The sequence below is a fragment of the Arthrobacter sp. MOO21 genome (assembly GCF_057369995.2).
In genome coordinates, this window is record NZ_CM170671.2 from 1,653,204 (window position 1) to 1,671,637 (window position 18,434).

16 protein-coding genes are annotated in these 18,434 nt (G+C 65.9%); 7 read left to right on the top strand and 9 right to left on the bottom strand.

The genetic code is table 11. The features are described from left to right. Nucleotides 1-8 precede the first annotated feature (8 nt). Nucleotides 9-1,265: a glycosyltransferase 87 family protein gene (locus tag AC2JAJ_RS07635; RefSeq protein WP_486416294.1), complete on the top strand. Its 1,257-nt coding sequence runs from the start codon at nucleotides 9-11 to the stop codon at nucleotides 1,263-1,265. Here AC2JAJ_RS07635 and mptB read toward each other — a convergent pair. Beyond that, nucleotides 1,262-2,899, bottom strand: a complete 1,638-nt coding sequence (mptB, locus tag AC2JAJ_RS07640; RefSeq protein WP_221384490.1) for a polyprenol phosphomannose-dependent alpha 1,6 mannosyltransferase MptB — start codon at nucleotides 2,897-2,899, stop codon at nucleotides 1,262-1,264. The genes AC2JAJ_RS07635 and mptB overlap by 4 nt on opposite strands. Before the next feature lie 281 nt (nucleotides 2,900-3,180). Here mptB and AC2JAJ_RS07645 point away from each other — a divergent pair, with 281 nt between their 5' ends. Further along, entirely contained in the window at nucleotides 3,181-4,830 is a 1,650-nt protein-coding gene (locus AC2JAJ_RS07645) for a SulP family inorganic anion transporter (protein WP_501053436.1), read from the top strand. On the opposite strand, the gene AC2JAJ_RS07650 is transcribed toward AC2JAJ_RS07645, so the two are convergent. From AC2JAJ_RS07650 to AC2JAJ_RS07670, 5 genes are all read right to left on the bottom strand, one after another. Next, a complete protein-coding gene (locus AC2JAJ_RS07650; RefSeq protein WP_221384488.1) occupies nucleotides 4,742-5,863 on the bottom strand; it encodes an NAD(P)/FAD-dependent oxidoreductase in 1,122 nt (373 codons plus the stop codon). The genes AC2JAJ_RS07645 and AC2JAJ_RS07650 overlap by 89 nt on opposite strands. Before the next feature lie 79 nt (nucleotides 5,864-5,942). After that, complete coding sequence (locus AC2JAJ_RS07655; RefSeq protein ID WP_486416292.1) at nucleotides 5,943-6,986, bottom strand: Gfo/Idh/MocA family protein; 1,044 nt, start codon at nucleotides 6,984-6,986, stop codon at nucleotides 5,943-5,945. Beyond that, entirely contained in the window at nucleotides 6,986-7,765 is a 780-nt protein-coding gene (locus tag AC2JAJ_RS07660; RefSeq protein ID WP_308287827.1) for an amino acid ABC transporter ATP-binding protein, read from the bottom strand. The genes AC2JAJ_RS07655 and AC2JAJ_RS07660 overlap by 1 nt, the downstream gene beginning before the upstream one ends. Then, entirely contained in the window at nucleotides 7,762-8,550 is a 789-nt protein-coding gene (locus AC2JAJ_RS07665) for an amino acid ABC transporter permease (RefSeq protein ID WP_221384486.1), read from the bottom strand. The genes AC2JAJ_RS07660 and AC2JAJ_RS07665 overlap by 4 nt, the downstream gene beginning before the upstream one ends. 103 nt (nucleotides 8,551-8,653) lie before the next feature. Next, nucleotides 8,654-9,511, bottom strand: coding sequence for an ABC transporter substrate-binding protein (locus tag AC2JAJ_RS07670; protein WP_473694350.1), 858 nt, complete (start codon nucleotides 9,509-9,511; stop codon nucleotides 8,654-8,656). Nucleotides 9,512-9,684: 173 nt separating this feature from the next. Here AC2JAJ_RS07670 and AC2JAJ_RS07675 point away from each other — a divergent pair, with 173 nt between their 5' ends. Continuing rightward, nucleotides 9,685-10,794 (top strand): LacI family DNA-binding transcriptional regulator, encoded by a 1,110-nt coding sequence (locus tag AC2JAJ_RS07675; protein WP_486416291.1) that lies wholly within the window; start codon nucleotides 9,685-9,687, stop codon nucleotides 10,792-10,794. Nucleotides 10,795-10,814: 20 nt separating this feature from the next. On the opposite strand, the gene AC2JAJ_RS07680 is transcribed toward AC2JAJ_RS07675, so the two are convergent. From AC2JAJ_RS07680 to AC2JAJ_RS07690, 3 genes are read right to left on the bottom strand one after another with little or no spacing between them, the layout of a single operon-like run. Next, nucleotides 10,815-11,405 (bottom strand): polysaccharide deacetylase family protein, encoded by a 591-nt coding sequence (locus tag AC2JAJ_RS07680; RefSeq protein WP_486416721.1) that lies wholly within the window; start codon nucleotides 11,403-11,405, stop codon nucleotides 10,815-10,817. A 54-nt stretch (nucleotides 11,406-11,459) separates the two neighbouring features. Next, the gene (locus AC2JAJ_RS07685; protein WP_486416290.1) at nucleotides 11,460-12,683 is read right to left on the bottom strand and encodes a mandelate racemase/muconate lactonizing enzyme family protein; all 1,224 of its coding nucleotides are present in this window, start codon (nucleotides 12,681-12,683) and stop codon (nucleotides 11,460-11,462) included. Nucleotides 12,684-12,730: 47 nt separating this feature from the next. Beyond that, complete coding sequence (locus AC2JAJ_RS07690; protein ID WP_221384482.1) at nucleotides 12,731-13,774, bottom strand: LacI family DNA-binding transcriptional regulator; 1,044 nt, start codon at nucleotides 13,772-13,774, stop codon at nucleotides 12,731-12,733. A 238-nt stretch (nucleotides 13,775-14,012) separates the two neighbouring features. On the opposite strand from AC2JAJ_RS07690, the gene AC2JAJ_RS07695 reads away from it, so the two are divergent. The 4 genes from AC2JAJ_RS07695 to AC2JAJ_RS07710 are packed head-to-tail and all read left to right on the top strand — an operon-like array spanning nucleotide 14,013 to nucleotide 18,404. Then, nucleotides 14,013-15,344 (top strand): extracellular solute-binding protein, encoded by a 1,332-nt coding sequence (locus AC2JAJ_RS07695; protein ID WP_486416289.1) that lies wholly within the window; start codon nucleotides 14,013-14,015, stop codon nucleotides 15,342-15,344. Then, a complete protein-coding gene (locus tag AC2JAJ_RS07700) occupies nucleotides 15,341-16,276 on the top strand; it encodes a carbohydrate ABC transporter permease (protein ID WP_486416288.1) in 936 nt (311 codons plus the stop codon). The genes AC2JAJ_RS07695 and AC2JAJ_RS07700 overlap by 4 nt, the downstream gene beginning before the upstream one ends. 1 nt (nucleotide 16,277) lies before the next feature. Further along, nucleotides 16,278-17,183 (top strand): carbohydrate ABC transporter permease, encoded by a 906-nt coding sequence (locus AC2JAJ_RS07705; protein WP_486416287.1) that lies wholly within the window; start codon nucleotides 16,278-16,280, stop codon nucleotides 17,181-17,183. Between the two features lie 30 nt (nucleotides 17,184-17,213). Further along, nucleotides 17,214-18,404 (top strand): Gfo/Idh/MocA family protein, encoded by a 1,191-nt coding sequence (locus tag AC2JAJ_RS07710; protein ID WP_486416286.1) that lies wholly within the window; start codon nucleotides 17,214-17,216, stop codon nucleotides 18,402-18,404. The last annotated feature ends 30 nt before the right edge of the window (nucleotides 18,405-18,434 follow it).

The window sequence follows — 18,434 nt, forward strand, 5'->3', positions numbered from 1 at the left end:
ACCGCCTGGTGACGGTCCGCACCAAACTCCTCCCGGCAAAAGTGGTGGACTGGTTTGCCCGCCCATCCAGCGTGTGGTGGGGCTTCGCCGTCGTCCATCTGTACTTCCTGGGCTGGATGGCCTCCTTCTTCCTGAACGGCGACACGTTCAGCGACACCGAGCAGTACCGGCAGTGGGCCATGGCCGGCTACAACCCGGCGGACCTGACCGGCAAGATCAGCCCCTGGGTCTACCCGGTGCTGGCCCAAATCCCGATCTTCCTCGCGAATATCGCCGGACCAAGCCTGTACCTGCTGGTGTGGTTCCTGATCATTACGGCGCTCAACGCCGTCGGCCTGCTCTACCTGACCCGTGGGCCCCGGAAGGTGGCGGGCATTGCCCCGGCCTGGTGGTGGCTGTTCTTCACGGTCTTCATGGGCTACCTCAGCTTTGCCCGGGTGGAGGGCATCACCGCCCCCATCGTGCTGATCGCGCTGCTGTACGCGGCCGAGCGGCCCGTGGTGGCCGGCACCCTGCTGAGCATCGCCACCTGGATCAAGGTGTGGCCCGCCGCGGTCCTGGTGCCCATCGTCATTGCCAGCCACAGGCGGATCCAGGTGGTGCTCGCCGGCGCGGCCGTCACCGCCGTCGTGGCCCTGGGCACGTGGCTGTCCGGCGGCCTGCCGCACATCATGGACTTCCTGCTGAACCAGGGCGAGCGGGGGATGCAGCTCGAAGCCACGTTCTCCACCCCCTGGGTGTGGCTGAGCGTATTCCACATCGCCGGCTCGAAGATGGCGGACAACACGGCCATCAACTCCACCGAGGTCTACGGGCCCGGGGCCGGCACCGCGGCGTTCCTCATGCAGCCGCTGCTGGTCCTCGCCGCCGCCGTTGCCGCCATCCTGCTGTTCCGGGCGATGCGCCGCGGCGCCGAGCGCGAGGAACTCTTCCTCGAAGGTGCGCTGATGATGGTCACCGCGTTCATCGTGTTCAACAAGGTGGGCTCGCCGCAGTTCATCATCTGGCTCGCGCCGGTGATCATTGCAGGCCTCACGCACGACTGGGAACGCTGGAAGGTCCCGGCGGCCCTGCTCATGGGCATCGCGGTGACCACGTTCGTGATCTACCCGCTGTTCTACACCCCGCTGATCCACGCCCACCCGGTCATGGCCGCCATCCTCACCACGCGCAATGTCCTGCTGGTGGTGCTGCTCTGGTGGTCGGTGAAGCGGACGGCGGAGCTGGGCCGGAAGGCGCCGGCGCAGGTGCCGGCGGGAGCCTAGCGGCTTTCGGAGCGGTCGACGGCGGACCGTGCGGCATCAGCGCGGCGCGCCGCATCTGCCCGGCGGGCTGCGGTGTGTTCCGCTGCCCAGCGCCAGCCCCGGCGGGCCAGGTCCAGCGGCTTGCCCTCGATGAGCAGCTTGCGCGTGTGCACGTCCAGGACCAGAAGGTAGAACGTGAAGGCCAGGGCGGTGAAGAACGCCAGGGAGGACGCGTCCACGGGCAATTCCACGAAGGACCAGACGGAGAGCTGGTCCTGGGCTCCGAACACCACGAAGAACGTCACACCCACGTACAGCGACCGGATCTGCCAGTCATCCCGGATCCCGGTCACGGCCAGGAACGGCAGGAACCACAGGATGTACCAGGGCTGGATGATGGGTGAAAGCATCACGACGGCGGTGAACGCCAACGCCATGCGGCGCACCACGCGGGAGTAGTCGCCGCGGAACATCAGCAGCAGCACCAGCCCGATGGCAGTCCACTTCATGCCGGTCCGCAGCCACGTGGCAAGGGTCCCGCCGGGCAGGCCCAGGGCGTTGGCCAGGACCTCCACCTGCTGGCCCAGGAACCCTGAGGGCGAATAGCCCGTGTATCCGGGGGTCGGGTCCATGATCGCCCAGGTCCAGCCCATGCCCAGGTTGTACGGCACTCCGCTGAGCGCCAGGACGCCGAAGCTGATTCCCGCCGTCGCACCCCACATCAGGAACCTGCGCAGCCAGGAGGCCGACGGGCCCGCCCACATGAGGCCGATGAACGGCAGCAGCAGCACGGTGATGGGTTTGATGCCGATGGACGCCGTGACCAGGAGGATGCCGAGCAGGTGGCGGCGCGTGGCGGCGAGGTAGACGCCGGCGACGGCGAGGCCCACCATGAGTGCGTCGTTGTGCGCGCTGGCGATGAAGCTGATCAGGAACAGCGGGTTGGCCACGGAGATCCACAGTGCCCGTGCGCCGTTGATGCCGTGCAGTTCCGCCAGCTTGGGGATATAGATGACGCAGAGGAGGACGCCGATTCCGGCCAGGAGGCGGAACAGCAGTACGGAGGCGTCTGGCTGGGCGCCGGTGATCCCGACCACCGCCCGCGCCAGCCAGAGGAAGTACGGCCCGTACGGCGTCCTCGCCTCGGCCCAGGCGGGGTCCGCGCCCAGCGAGAACCAGTTGCTCAGGGTGGAGATGCCCACGTGGTACGGGTCCTGGCCCTCCATCACCAGCCGGCCCTGGCCTGTATAGGCATAGACATCGCGGGAGAAGACGGGGACGCAGAACACCAGCGGCAGGGACCAGGCGGAAATGGCGACCACCACGTTGCGCAGCGACGACGCTCCCCAGTCCCCCAGCCGCTGGCCAAGACGCAGCCAGGAACGGATGAGCAGCATGGCGCCTGCCGTCAGCAGGACGGTGGACACGGCCACGCCCCAGCCTTCGGTGCGGAGCGCGATCACAACCGGCTGGCGGATCATGGGCGAGCCGTTGGCGATCCAGCCGGTTCCGATGGAGCCGATGAACATCATCAGGGAGCCGATAAAACCTTCGATGACGGCAACGTAGGCGCGGCGCTTGCCGGTTCCGGAGGGTTGTCCCGGCACGCCGGCCTGGCTCTCCGAAGTCCCGAGGTGTGACCCGCCTGCCGTCATGATGTTCGTCTGGTCCCCTACGTTGATACGGCGCTGGCTGGACCAGCACCCGGCCGCCCTGCGCAACCCGGCCATTTTATCAGCCGGCTTTCCAGCTGCCGGGGGCCGCGGCCGGCACGATGCCGCGTCAGGGTAATGTTGCCTGTGCAAGCAGGAGTCTCCGCTGCATTCTTTCTCCACCCAATTGCCTTCCATGGCAGGGCTGGACACGTGCGCATCGTGGCGCGCAATCACCTTGCCCACCGCTCTTCCCGCCAGAGCCAAGTCCCTGGAGCCGCTCCATGGCCGTCGCCGACCGTCCCCGCCCCGTCCGGCAGCCCATCACCGTCCTGACCGCACTGCGCTCTCCCCGGCAGCTTTCCCGCGAGGTCTTCGCCGGGCTGGTGACCACCCTCGCCCTGGTCCCGGAAGTCATTTCGTTCTCGATCGTGGCCGGGGTGGATCCGATGGTGAGCCTTGTCGCCTCCATCGTGCTGGCCCTGGCGATGTCGGTCCTTGGCGGACGGCCGGGCGTGGTGACTGCCGCCGCCGGCTCCGTGGCCCTCGTCATCGCCCCGCTCGTGCACGAACACGGCGTCGAGTATGTCCTGCCTACGGTGCTCCTTGCCGGCGTGATCCAGGTGGTTTTCGGATGTGCCGGCCTTGCCCGCCTCATGCGGTTTATCCCGCGCTCGGTGATGATCGGGTTCGTCAACGCCCTGGGCGTGCTGATCTTCGTGGCGCAGGTGCCGCACGTGCTCAACGTCCCCTGGCTCGCCTACGCCCTGTTCGCTGCCACGCTGGCGATCATCTTCATCCTGCCGCGCTTCACCAGGGTGGTTCCGTCGCCGCTGGTTGCGATCGTCGTCGTCACGGCCATCACCATCATCGCCGGGCTGTCCGTTCCCAACGTCGCGGATGAGGGCCCGCTCACGGGCAGGATGCCTGGCATCACCCCGTTCCTGGTTCCGCTTGACCCCGCCACCTTCCAGCTGATCCTGCCCACCGCGCTGAGCGTGGCGTTCGTCGGCCTCATGGAAACGCTCCTGACGGCCAAACTCGTGGACGACATCACCGACACGCCGTCCCACAAGGGCCGCGAGTCCTGGGCCCTGGGAGTCTCGAACATCTTCGCCGGCTTCTACGGCGGCATCGCCGGCTGCGCCATGATCGGCCAGACCGTCCTCAACGTGAAGACCGGCCAGGCCCGCACCCGCCTTTCGACGGTCGTGGCCGGGCTGTTCCTGCTGGTCCTGGTGACGGGGCTCAGCTCGATCATGGGCCAGATCCCCATGGTGGCCCTGGCCGCGGTCATGATGGTGGTCGCCGTGACCACCGTCGACTGGCACAGCGTGAAGCCGTCCACCCTGAAGCGGATGCCCCTGCCGGAGACGCTCGTCATGGCCGTCACGGTCGCCGTCGTGGTCCTCACGGGAAACCTCGCCTACGGAGTCCTGGTCGGCGTCGTCCTCGCGATGGTGCTGTTCGCACGCCGGGTGGCGCATGTGATCACCGTTGACCGGACCTTGGCAGCCGACGGTGAAAGCGTGCGCTACCAGGTGGTGGGGCCGCTGTTCTTCGGAAGCAGCAACGACCTCGTCGAGCATTTCGCGTACGCCGACGACCCCCGCTCGGTGACGATCGACCTCAGCCGCGCCCAGATCTGGGACGCCTCAACGGTCGCCGCCCTCGACTCCATCGAAACGAAATACGGAAGCCACGGGGCCACGGTGAGCATCGAAGGCCTCGACGAGCGCAGCACCGGCTTCCACCGCCGGGCTCACCGGTCACCTCGGCGCCTAAGCGACGGGCGGCACGTTAAAGGCGGGACCGGAGTGCGCGGTCCCGCCTTTACCGTGCGGGCTAGGAGAAGCGCCCGGGCCGGAAGGTGGCCAGCATGGGGTGCTTCCTGCCGGTCAGGATCTCGCCGGCAAGGAGTTCGCCGGCGATGAGGCCCAGGGTGGCGCCGGAGTGCGTGAAGGCAACGAAGCAGCCGGGCACCTGGCCCAGCTCGCCCAGGACCGGTTCGCCGTCGCCGGGGATCGGCTTGTAGCCCATCTTCCAGGAGGCCGGCTTGAGTTCCGGGTTGCCGGCCACCAGCTTGGAAGCCTCGTCCGCCAGTTCCTGCACCACCTCGTCCGGGATGCTGAAGGAGCCGTCCGCGTGCTCGGTGATGTGCTCCTCATACCAGTCGTGGTCCAGTGCGAACGTGCCGCCCGGGTTGGGCCGGAGCGCGGCGCGCGGCGTGTTCATCACCGCCGTCACGTCATGCTGCACCTGCTTGGTCACCACCAGCATGGACACGGGGGAACCATTGGGGATGCGTACACCCAGGGGCTCGACGACGGCGGGCGTCGCTGCGCCGCAGGCCACCAGGACGGCGTCGGCCGGGTAGGTTCCGCCGGACGCGGTCTCCACGCCCGCCGTGCGGCCGCCCTCCACCATGACGGAGGCCTTTCCGGCGTTGAGCACGAGTTCGCCGCCGCGGGCGTGGAACTCCTCCATCAGGAAGTCGATCAGGTCCGGCAGGCTGACCCAGCCTTCGCCCGGGTTGAAGATGGCGTTCTCCGGGACGGCGCTGGAATCAATACCGGGGGTGGCTGAGGTGATGTCTTCAGGGGCAAGCAGCCTGGAGTCATAGCCAATCGACTTCTCAAAGGCGTGCCGTGCCTTGGTGGCTTCACTTTGGCCCGCGGCGTTCCACATGAGGCCGCCGCCGAACTGGAGCCATTCCCGGCTGGGATCGGAGGCGAAGAGCGTGCGGTAGCGGTCCACGCCTGCAACCCGGAGCTGGTGGTACGGGGCGGACCGCTCACCTGCCGAGTTGAGCCAGGACAGCGAGCGCCCGCTGGCTTCGCTGGCCAGGCCGCGCTCAGTCAGCAGGATCACGGAGGCTCCCTCGCGGAGCAGGTGCACGGCGGTGGAAACGCCCAGGATGCCGCCGCCAATGACGGCGACACGCTTGGCAGGTGCTGCAGAGGACATGGTTCGTCTCTTTCTCTGGAAGATGGGTGGGTTCGGGCGCAAACGGTGCGCCCTTCGGAAAAAGATCCCGGGCGGGGCGTCAGGCCAGGGCGTGGATGCCTTCGATGACCTTCAGCACCTCGAGCGGCCCGGCGGGGTCGACGGGCAGCGGGCCGTTCCCGCGGAGGGCGGCGGCCAGCTGCACGTAGAACTTCGGGTAGTCGCCGCGTTCGGCGGGTACGGGCGCAGTGCTGCCGTCCACTCCCAGGAGCCCCCAACGCTCCTGGGAGTCCACGCCGTACGCAGGGTCCGACGGCGGTATCCCGGCTGCGAGGGCAGGTTCCTGGCCGTCCAGTCCCCACTTGGTGTACCCGGCCTCGGAGCCGAGGACGTGGAAGCGCGGGCCCACCTGGGCGGCCATCCCGTTCATCCACAGCCGGGAGCGGACACCCGACTCGTGCAGCAGTGACACGAACGCCTCGGTGTCGGCCGCGTCCGGGTGGGGACCGCGGTTGGCCGTCTCGCCGTAGCTCCGTTCCACCGGGCCGAACAGCTGGATGGCCTGGTCGATCAGGTGGGCACCAAGGTCATTGAGGATGCCACCGCCTTCGGCGAGGGACACCGTATCCCGCCAGTTGCCGAAGCCTTCCGGCCGCCACCATTCGAACCGCGATTCGAAGCTCCGGACGTCCCCGAGGGCACCGGAGGCCAGGACTTTTTGGAGGGTCAGGAAGTCGGCATCCCACCGGCGGTTCTGGAACACCGTGAGCTGCACCCCGCCGTCGGACGCCCTGCTGACCAGCTCCTCGCCCAGGGCGGTTGTGGGCACGAAAGGCTTGTCCACCACCACGTGCAGGCCGTGGGCGATGGCAGTGGCCGCAAGCCCGTAGTGGGTGTGGGGCGGGGTGCCGAGGATGACCAGGTCGAGGTCCCCGGCGAGGGCGAAAAGTTCCTCAGGGGTCCCGACAATCCGTGCCTGCGGGTAGAGCCGTGCCGCCTCCGCGGCGCGCTCGGGCCGGGCCGTGACGATCACGTCCAGCGAGAACTCCGGGTTGGCGGCGATCAGCGGCGCGTGGAAGACCTTGCCGGAGATCCCAAAGCCGACGACGGCGGTCCGGAGGGGTGCGGCTGCGACGGTTCCCATCAGAGCACCTCGGAGAGGAAGCGCTGGAGGCGTTCGCTGCGGGGGTTGTCGAAGAGTTGGGCGGGGGTGCCGGCTTCGACGACTTCGCCTTCGTCCATGAAGACCACCTGGTCGGCGACTTTGCGGGCGAAGCCCATCTCGTGCGTGACCACCACCATGGTCATGCCGCGCGCACCGAGGCCTGCCATGAGGTTCAGGACGCCTTTGACCAACTCGGGGTCCAGGGCGCTGGTGGCCTCGTCGAAGAGCATCACTTCCGGCTCCATGGCCAGTGCCCGGGCGATGGCGACGCGTTGCTGCTGGCCGCCGGACAGGTCGCGGGGGCGGTGGTCGGCGCGTTCGGCGAGTCCTACCTCGGCCAGGCGTTGGCGCGCCTTGTCCATGGCCTGGGCCTTGGGCATTCCCTTGACGCTCCAGAGTGCCAGGGCGACGTTTTCTTCGGCGGTGTGGTCGGGGAAGAGGTTGAAATGCTGGAAGACCATGCCGATCCGGGTCCGCAGGGTGTCCGGGTTGGCGCCCAGGGTGCTTTCGCCGGCCAGAAGCACATCGCCGCTTTGAGGTTCGTGCAGCCGGTTGATGCCGCGGAGCAGGGTGGATTTTCCGGATCCCGAGGGGCCGATGATGCAGGTGGTGGTGCCCGGTGCCACGGTAAGGCTCACGTTGCGCAGTACCTTGATGTCGCCGTAGGCCATGGTGAGGTTGCGCAGTTCCAGGGACGAGCCGTGGAACGTCTTTTGGTCCGGGCTGGTGGTGTTCGTGGTGGTGGCTGGCGTGTTCATGTGTTGCTCCCGGTGGTCAGCGGCGAGGCCGCGTCCAGTTCCTTGACTTCCTTCAGGCCGCTGGTGGGCGGTGCGGGGCGGCGGCGGCCGGTGCGGAACTTGTTGTCGAAGTGGTTCACGAGATGGGTCAGCGGGACGGTGATCACCAGGTAAAGGACGCCGGCGGCCACCAGGGGCGAGAGGTTGCCGGAGAGGACGGCGGCATCCTGGCCTACGCGGAAGAGTTCGCGTTCCGTGACCAGCAGGCCCAAGAAGTAGACCAGCGAGGAGTCCTTGACGATGGCGATGAACTGGTTCACCAGGGCCGGAAGCACCCGGCGGACACCCTGCGGCACCACCACCAGCGCCATGGACTTGGCGTAGCTCATGCCCAGCGCACGGCAGGCTTCGCCCTGGCCCTTGTCCACGCTGAGGATGCCGGCGCGGAAGATTTCGCCGATGTAGGCGCTGGCGATCAGGCTCAGGGCGATGATCCCCAGAGGGTAGGGCGACGGGCCGAAGATTGACTGGCTGAGGCGGGCGAAGCCCTGGCCGATCAGCAGGATGGTGAGGATGGCGGGCAGGCCGCGGAAGAGGTCGGTGTAGATGCGGGCCGGTACCCGCAGCCATTTGGACGGGGAGATGCCCATGACGGCCACCACCATACCGAGCACCGTGCCAAGGACGGTGGCGGCGATGGAGATGATCAGCGTGTTCAGCAGGCCGACCGCCAGGAGTTGGGGCAGGACCTCGGCCATCGCGCCGAAGTCGAAGAAGGTACGGATGATGGTGTTGAGCCAGTCCATGGTTGCTCTCAGACGTTGTGGGTTAGGGAGTGCCGGGCGGGCGCGCAGTGCAGCCCGCCCGGCTTTGCGCCCGAAGGTTTACGTGCCGGGCTTACTTGCCGGCTTACTTGCTCGGCGCGGGCGAGGCCGTCTGCTCGGCCTTGGGCAGGTACTGCTCAGGCATCGGGGAGCCCGGGAACCACTTCTGGTAGAGCTTCTTCCACGTGCCGTCCTCCATGGCTGCGGCGAGTCCCTTGTTCAGGGCTTCCCTGAACGCGGTCTTGCCCTTGGCAACAGCGAAGCCGGCGGGTGCGTCGAAGGACGGGATGTCCGCGGCGCTGACCAGGCCGTGCTGCTCCTCATAGGCCTTGGCTGCCTCGTAGTCGAGGAAGTGGGCGTCAACTGTTCCACTGTTGACCGCCGCGATGGCGGTGTTGTTGTCCGGGAAGCGGACCAGGCTGGCGGACGTGAAGTTCTTCACCGCGTAGGCCTCCTGGAGGGTGCCCTGGACTACGCCCAGGCGCTTTCCGGCCAGCCCGTCGGCGCTCGTGATGCCCGAGGTCTTGGTGGTGATGACCGTCAGGTACCCCGCGAGGTAGCCGTCCGAGAAGTCCACGGTTTCCTTGCGCTTGTCCGTGATGCCGATCGCCGCGACGCCGGCGTCGAACTGTCCGTTGGCAACTGCCGCAAGGAGACCTGAGAAGTCCTGGCCGGTGAAGACGACATTGTCCACGCCGGCCCGGTGGGCCACGTCCTTGAAGAGTTCGACGTCGAAGCCGGTGAAGTTACCCGAGGCGTCGGCGAATGTGTACGGCTTGGAGTCACCGAGGCTGGCCACCCGGATGGTGCCCGGCTGGATCAGGCCGTACGGGTTGTTCTCCGTGGTGGAGGCCGCGGAGGTTGAGCTGCAGCCCGAAAGCGCCAGTACGGCGGCCAGTGCTGCCGCGGCAATTCCTGCCGGGCGGAAATTCTTTTTCTTCACAGCGTTGTCCAATCGTTGGTGGGGAGGCGGTGCTGTCAGGGCCGCCGAAGAAAGTCGCCGATGTTCTTGTTGAGTCCGGTCTCACCCCGTAGGATTGAGACCGGACTCACATCGATGGATAGAAATGTAGCGGAAGTCACAGGGGCCGTCAACAACCCCTTCGAAAGGTGAAGATGAAGGCTGAAGGAGCGAGGCGGCGGGACGTAACCGTTGCCGACGTCGCAAAGGCTGCCCGGGTCTCCAAGGCGCAGGCCGCGCGCGCCCTCGGCAATTACGGCGCCGTCAGCGATGACGTGCGTGAGCGCGTCCTTGCCGCCGCGGAGGAGCTTTCGTACCGGCCCAATGAGCTTGCCCGGAGCATGAATACCGGGAAGTCGCACACCATCGGCGTCGTGGTGGGCGATATCGAAAACCCGCACTTCGGGCTTGCCACACGCGGGATCACCGACACCGCAAAGAAGGCCGGCTACAACGTCATCCTGGTCAATACCGACGAGGACCGTGCTGCGGAGGTGGACGCCGTCCGGGTCCTATTGGACAAGCGCGTGGACGGGCTCATCGTGGCCCCGGCGTCATCCGTGGACACCGGACACCTCCAGGAGGTGCACCGGTCCGGACGGCCCCTGGTCTTCATCGACCGCACCGCCGGGGACATGCCGGTGGAGACCATGGCCGTTGACATGGCAAGGATTTCGCGGGAAGCGACCCAGTACCTGCTCGACGCCGGACACCGGCGGATCGCCTTTATTTCGACGTTGCGGACGGACGCTCCCTATACGCCGGGGATGACCCTCGAGTCATCCCAGATAGCCGACCGCATTGAGGGAATGCGGCAAGCGTTCCTGGAGTCCGGGCTGCCCTTCCCGGAGGACCTTGTCAGGCTGAACGCCGGCGACGAGGACTCCATCCGCAGCATCACCCGTGAAGTGCTCCGCGGCCCGGACCAGGCCACTGCCGTGGTGGCTTCAGACGGCCTGATCGCCCTCAGCGTGGTGGAGGCAATCCAGGAGCTCGGCCTGTCCATTCCAGCGGATGTTTCATTCCTGATGTACGACGACTTTGCCTGGACCAGGCTCACCACCCCGCCCCTTACCGTCATCGCGCAGCCCGTCTACAACATGGGCGTGGCCGCGGCCAAGGCACTGATCCGGCAGATGGAAGGGCAGCCACCTGCCGCCCCCGCACAGTTCACGGCCACCTTGGTGCGGCGCGGGTCTGTGGGGCCGTGCCGGGAAGCGGCAGAGGATCCACTGAGCCGGAGGGCCGGAGCCAGGCTCAATTGACCACGGGGCCCTGGTGGGGCCTAACCGCGGCGGGCAGGCCTGTCAAAGCGCCACCCCTCGGACTTTAGCTCCGGAATGATCTGGTCAACCGCCTCTATGGTCTGCGTCCGGTCCCCGCCGCCGTCGTGAAGCAGGACAACTCCCCCAGGGGTGATGCCTTCCCGCAGGCGGCGGACCAGCTCCGCAGTTCCCGGCGGTTCCCAGTCGCCGATCGCCGTGGCCCAGCCGAGGGGTTGCATGCCCATCCCGGCCGCTACCTCAGGCGTCCGGCCCCAGCTGCCGTATGGCGCCCGGAAGTAATTAATGTCAGCACGGGGGACGGCGTCGCGGACGACCGCGCTGGTTTCCTCAAGATCCGCCCTGATGGCCTCGGTGTTCCAGAGGCCCATGTCGTCGTGATGCATGGTGTGGTTGCAGAGCGTGTGGCCCTGGTCGGCAATCATGCGGACAATTTCCGGGTGCTGCTTTACATGGTCGCCCCAAAGGCAAAAGGTGGCTTTGACGTGGTGCTTCTGCAGAACAGCCAGGAGCTTGGGCGTGTTGACCGGGTCGGGGCCGTCATCAAAGGTCAGGCTCAGGTACTTGCCCTCATGCCTGGTGGAATCAACGATCGCGGGTGTTGCTGTCTTCCGCTGCCGATGCTCGAGCGGCGAATGCCCGCCAAGTCAGCGCAAAGGACTTGCCGTCCCGTGACCCGCCGCCGGGTTCGCCGTCACAGGCTCAAGGTTGAAGTAGGACCGCGCATCCGGCGGCCGGATGTCGGCAACCGCGTCATTGAAGATCCGCATGGGGTGCGGAGTGTAGGGATGCTCCGCTATGGCCTCGAAGTCGAGTTCGATGCCCAGGCCGACGCCTTCGGGGATAAGAATGTCGCCCTCCTCCGTCAGCTGGAGCCGTTCGCTGGAGATCTCACTGCGCCAAGGCACGTCCGTTGCCATGATCTCCAGGTACCGGAAGTTCGGCAGCGCAGCGCCCAACTGCAGAGTTGCCGCCGTACTGAGTGGCCCACTCGGGTTGTGCGGTGCGAACGGGACGTAATGCGCCGCGGCAAGCGTGGAGATGAACGAAAGTTCCAGCAGGCCGCCGGCGTGCGTGACATCGGGCTGGATGTAGTCCACTGCCTTGCCTGCCAGGGCGGGAATGAAGGTGTTCCGTCCCATCCAGCGCTCTCCCGCGGCGATCGCAACAGGGGATTTGGAACGGACCTCAATAAGCGCATCAAGGCTGTCCGGCGGGCAGGGTTCTTCGAAAAATACCGGCTGGAACTGTTCGATCCCGCGGGCTACCCGGATGGCGGTGGGGACGTCGAACCGGCCATGCCCTTCGATGAAGAGCTCCACATCGTCTCCCACGGCCTCCCGCACAGCGGCCACGGGCTCAAGCATGCGCCGAAGGTCACCTGGCCCCAAAGTAAGGTCTGCCGCCTCGAACGGATCCCATTTCAGTCCGCGGAAGCCTTGTGCAACTGTATGTACCGCTGCCTCGGCAAATTCATCAGGCGTCTTTGCTCCGGAGAACCAGCCGTTGGCGTAGGCGCGGACCCTGTCCCGAACCTGTCCACCGAGCATCCGATGGACAGGCACGCCCAGAGCGCGGGCCGAAACATCCCACATCGCCATCTCAAGTGCACTAAGCGCTGTCGACGACACGGGCCCACCCCGCCAGTAGGCATCCCTATTCAGTTCGTAGATCGTTTGACTGATCCTCGTGGGATCCTTGCCGCGGACGGCGTCTGCGAGCACGGCAACGGCGCCGCGCACCGCGTGCTCCTGGCCCTCGAGGGTGGCCTCAGCAACGCCGGTGAAGCCCGAGTCGGTACTCAGCCGGACGAAAACGAGGTTCGTTCTGTAGAAGTCGACGACCACGGTGTCGAGGTTCGTGATTTTCATGCGTTGACGTCTCTCTTTGATGGCATGGCCACCGCCAAACGGAAAGTTCAGCCAGCCGGCGGGGCGGTAGATTCGCGGACAATGACCTGCGTGGCCAGCTCAACGCGGTGGGAATCGAGGACTTCCCCCCGAGCCTGCCGCAGCAGGGACCTCAGGGCAGCCCGCCCCATCTCCTCCAGCGGCTGGGCGACTGAACTCAGGGAGGGAACCGACTGTTCACCCTGGCTTGTGCCGTCAAAACCGATCAGGCTGATGTCTTCGGGAATCCGGATCCCATGACGCCGTGCTTCGCTGAGGACACCCAAGGCAATCGTGTCGCTGCCGGCGAAGATGGCCGTGGGGAGGCGGTCAAGTTTTAGCAGCTCCCTGAACCCGTTGACCCCGCTCTCGGTCCGGAACCGGCCACCGGACACGATGTACTGCGGGTCCACCTTGATGCCCTGGGCCATAAGCGCGGCCATGTACCCGTGAAGCCGGGCCTGGTTGCATTCAGAGCCCTCGATGCCGCCGATGTAGGCGATACGGCGGTGGCCAAGCCCCAGCAGGTGTTCGGTCGCCGCCTTGCCGCCGGCCCAGTTGGTGGCGCCCACACTGACGACGTCGGCGGACGGCGGATTGAGCGGATCAATGACGACGACGGGAATCTGGCGCCGGCGGAAAGCGTGCAGTTGCGCTTCGCTGAAGGCCGACGTGACCACGATCATCCCCGTCCGGCCCTCTTCCATCATCCTCTGGGCGCGGCGTTCCGGGCTGCGCCGGCCGGGGACGGACTGGCCGGTCACGCTGACAAGGATTTCGACGTCGGCAGCGGCGGCGGACTGCAGGATGCCGTTGAGGACCTCGATGGTGTAGGCGGAGTCCAGGACATCGATGACTACCTCAACCACAGTTCCGTTTTCGGCAGCGGCCCGTCGCTGAAGAGGTGACTGATAACCCGCCTGCTCCAACACCGCCAGGATCCGGGCCCGTGTTTCCGGGGCGACGTCGTCACGGCCGTTCACCACTTTCGAGACCGTCGGCGCCGAAACCCCCGCCTGCCTGGCGACACTGGCGAGCGTTGGTTTGGTTCGCTCCGGCGATTTTGTCGTCATCAGTTCGCAATCTTTCGAAGTTCGAGGAAGCTCCATTGTGCAGAACCCGGGCATGGCGGGTCAAGGAAAGCCCAGAAGGCCGCGAGAGCTGCAAAATATCCTCTACGATCCCCCTTGACCGCAGGCCTTTTTGGGGTTTTAGTTTACAGCGTGACTTAAATCACTGTTCGAAATGTTTCGAACTAAGGGTCGGAGCTGTCACCCGCATCCTCGACAGCAGAATTCACATGGAGAAGCAATGAAGCAACCCCAGACCTCGCGCCGCTCTTTCCTCGCCCTTGCTGCGCTGACTCCCTTTGCGGTGGCCGCCACCTCGGCCTGCGGCACTTCCGGGCCGGGCGCGGCCAGCAGTGGCGGCGGCGGCGCCAGCATGTGGTACCTGACCGGCGAGCCGAACCAGACCACCATGCAGAAGGCCGTAGATGCCTTCAACTCGGCCAACCCGGCCGACAAGATCACTGTCACCTTTTTCCAGAACGACGCGTACAAGACCAAGATCAAGACCGCCATCGGCGCCAACCAGGCGCCCACCATCATCTACGGCTGGGGCGGCGGTGGCCTGAAGACCTACGCGGAAGCCAACCAGGTTGAGGACCTGACCGCCTGGTTCGACCAGAACCCCGACCTGAAGAAGAAGCTCTTCCCGTCCTCGTTCGGTGCAGCCACCGTCAACGGCAAAATCTACGCCCTGCCCAACCAGTACGTGGCCCCGATCGTCCTGTTCTATAACAAGGAGCTCTTCCAGAAGGCCGGCGTCCAGCCGCCCAAGACGTGGGATGACATCATGTCGCTCGTCAAGACGTTCAATGGCATGGGCGTTGCACCCTTCTCCCTGGGCGGACAGTCCCGCTGGACCTCCATGATGTGGCTGGAGTACCTGCTGGACCGCATTGGCGGCGCTGAGGTTTTCAAGGGCATCTTCGAGGGCAAGCCCAATGCCTGGCTGGACCCGGCTGTAATCGAGACCGGCACCAAGATCCAGGAACTCGTCTCCGCCGACGGCTTCATCAAGGGCTTCTCCTCCATCACCGCAGACTCCCAGGCAGACCAGGCCCTGCTGTTCTCGGGCAAGGCAGCCATGATGCTCCACGGTTCGTGGACCTACGGCGCCATGAAGAAGGCCGGCCAGAACTTCGTGCAGGACGGGAAACTGGGCTTTGTCCACTTCCCCACCGTCGCCGGCGGCAAGGGCGATCCGAAGAACGGCGTGGGTAACCCCGCCTCGTACATGTCGATCTCCTCCAAGGCCAGCGACAAGGAAAAGGAGTCCGCCAAGAAGTTCTTCAAGGACGGCATCCTGACCGACACGGTTGTCGAGGCTTACATCAACTCCGGTTCAGTGCCCATCGTCAACGGCATCGAGGACAAGCTCAACACGTCGCCGGACAAGGAGTTCCTGAACTTCGTCTACGACCTGGCCAAGAATGCCCCGAACTTCCAGCAGTCCTGGGACCAGGCTCTGAGCCCCACCGCCGCGGAGGCCCTGCTGAACAACATCGACCAGCTCTTCCTGAAGTCGATCACGCCCCAGCAGTTTGCCGAGAACATGAATGCCACCCTGGGCAAATGAGTAACGCCGTCTCCGCCGCGCCCAAGGCTGCCGTCAGGGGCACTGACTCCCAGCACACTGAACAGCGCAAGGCCGCCCTGGCGTGGCTGACGATTCCTGCGCTGTTTTTCTTCCTGGTGTTCGCCGTCATCCCGCTGGCCGGAGTGCTCATCCTCAGCTTCACCAGCTGGGACGGCATCGGTGCCATCGGGGCGGCGGGCCTGGACAACTGGTTCTCCGTCCTCGCTGATCCCGGGCTGTACAACGCCCTGGGCCTGACCTTCCTGATCATGATCGTCTCATGGCTCGTGCAGACTCCCATCAGCCTCCTGCTGGGCGTCTTCACGGCGGGAAGCCAGCGCTACCGGGCCGCCCTGGCCGTGCTGTACTTCCTCCCGCTGCTGCTCTCATCCGCTGCGGTGGCCATTGCCTTCAAGGCCTTGCTGGATCCCAACTTCGGCTTGGCAACCGGCCTTGGGCTTCCATTCTTGGCGCAGGACTGGCTGGGTGTCCCGCAGCTCGCCCTCGGCCTGGTCATTTTCGTCATCGCCTGGCAGTTCGTGCCGTTCCACACGCTCATCTACCAAGGTGGCGTGCGGCAGATCCCGAAGTCCCTCTACGAGGCAGCCCAGATCGACGGGGCCGGAACCATCAAGCAGTTCTTCCACATCACCCTGCCGCAGTTGAAGTACACCATCATCACTTCCTCCACGCTGATGGTGGTGGGTTCCTTGACCTACTTCGACCTGATCTTCGTCCTGACCGGCGGCGGACCGGGCAACTCCACCCGGATCCTGGCCCTGGACATGTACCTGAGGGGTTTCCGCGCCAACCTCATGGGCCCGGCCAGCGTCATCGCCGTCATTCTCGTCATCATCGGCCTTGCACTTGCCTTGTTCCTCCAGCGCCTTGGAGGCAAGGACAAGCAGGGCAGCCAATTGGAAGGTTTGTAGGGTGAGTACCGTCCTGAAAAGCAATGCGCAGGAGGCCCGGACCGCTTCGCTCGGCGGCTCCGCGGCCACCAGCCGGGGAATGGGTCAGCGGCTGAGGCGGCTCAACATCCCCGGCGGCCTGGGCGGCTGGCTTTGGCTGGCCATCATCATCCTGCCGATCTACTACGTGGTGATCACCAGCCTCAAAACGCAGGCCGGCTACTTCGGCCAGAATCCACTGGCCCTGCCCACGGAGCCAACGCTGGAGAACTACCAACTGGTCCTCGAGGCGGATTTCGCCCAGTACTTCATGAACAGCGCCATCGTCACGCTCGGTTCCGTGATCCCCACCGTGCTGATTTCCTTCATGGCCTCGTTCGCCATCGTCCGGGGCGGCGGCAGGTTCCTGAAGCTGGTCAACGGCATGTTCCTCATGGGCCTGGCCATTCCGCTGCAGGCCACGATCATCCCCATCTACCTGATGATCATCCGGCTCAATCTGTATGACAGCCTGCTGGCCCTGATGCTGCCGTCCATAGCCTTTGCCATCCCGCTGACAGTGCTGATCCTGTCCAACTTCATCCGCGACGTCCCGAACGAACTGTTCGAGTCCATGAGGCTGGACGGGTGCAGCGAGTGGCAGACCATGTGGCGGCTCGCCTTGCCCCTCACCCGCCCGGCCATCGTGACCGTTGCCATCTACAACGGCCTGCACGTCTGGAACGGATTCCTGCTTCCGCTGGTCCTCACCCAAAGCCCCGGCCTGCGGGTCCTGCCCCTGGGCCTGTGGACCTTCCAGGGTGAGTTCAGCGTCAACATCCCGGCCGTGCTCGCCTCCGTGGTGCTCAGCACCCTGCCCATCCTGGTGCTGTACGTCATCGGCCGGCGCCAGCTGCTGGCAGGCCTGACCGCCGGCTTCAGCAAGTAACACCGGGATTTACAGAAAGGACCTTTCGACATGACCACCGCACAACCCCTGCGGGTCGGCATGGTGGGCTACGCCTTCATGGGTGCAGCCCACTCCCACGCCTGGCGCACCGCGCCGCGGTTCTTCGACCTGCCCCTGCAGCCACAGCTGACCGCTGTGGCCGGCAGGAACGCCGACGGCGTCCGCGCCGCAGCAGACAAGCTCGGCTGGGACTCGGTTGAGACCGACTGGCGGCGCCTGATCGAACGCGACGACATCGACCTCATCGACATCTGCACGCCCGGCAACACGCACGCCGAAATTGCCGTTGCCGCCCTCGAAGCGGGCAAGCACGTGCTGTGCGAGAAGCCGCTGGCCAACTCCGTGGAGGAGGCCGAAAGGATGACGCACGCCGCGGAGACCGCCGCAAAGAACGGTGTCTTCTCCATGTGCGGCTTCAGCTACCGCCGCACCCCTGCGCTGGCCCTGGCCAAGCGGTTCGTGGACCAGGGCAGGCTGGGCGAAATCCGGCACGTGCGCGCCCAGTACCTGCAGGACTGGCTCACCGACGCCAACGCCCCCATGACCTGGCGGCTGGACAAGAGCAAGTCCGGCTCCGGTTCGCTGGGCGACATCGGAGCACACAGCATCGACGCCGCGCAGTGGGTCACGGGCCAGAACATCAGTGGCGTGTCTGCGCTGCTGGAGACGTTTGTTCCCGAGCGCCCCCTGGCCGGCGACCTGGTGGGCCTCGGCGGGCACGGCGACCTCAGCAGCGACGCCGCGCGCGGAAAGGTCACCGTAGATGATGCGGCCATCTTCAGCGCGAAGTTCGACGGCGGCGCTTCGGCGGGTGCGATCGGCGTCTTCGAGGCAACGCGGTACGCCCTGGGCAGGAAGAACGCCATGCGCCTGGAGGTCAACGGCACCAGAGGATCCCTGGCCTTCGACTTCGAGGACATGAACGTCCTGTCCTTTTACGACGCCGCCGAATCCCCGGACGCCGGCTTCCGCCGGATCTTCGTCACCGAACCTGAGCACCCCTACGTCGGCAACTGGTGGCCCACCGGGCACGGCCTGGGGTACGAGCACGGGTTCACCCACCAGGTGGTGGACCTCGTCACCGCCATCGGTGAAGGCCGCCAGCCGGAACCGTCCTTCGCGGACGCCCTGCAGGTGCAGCGGGTCCTCGCAGCAGTGGAATCCAGCGCAGCAAATTCCAGCCAGTGGCAAAAGGTCTGAGCAGTGCTCTGCAAAGGCAATGACCAGCTT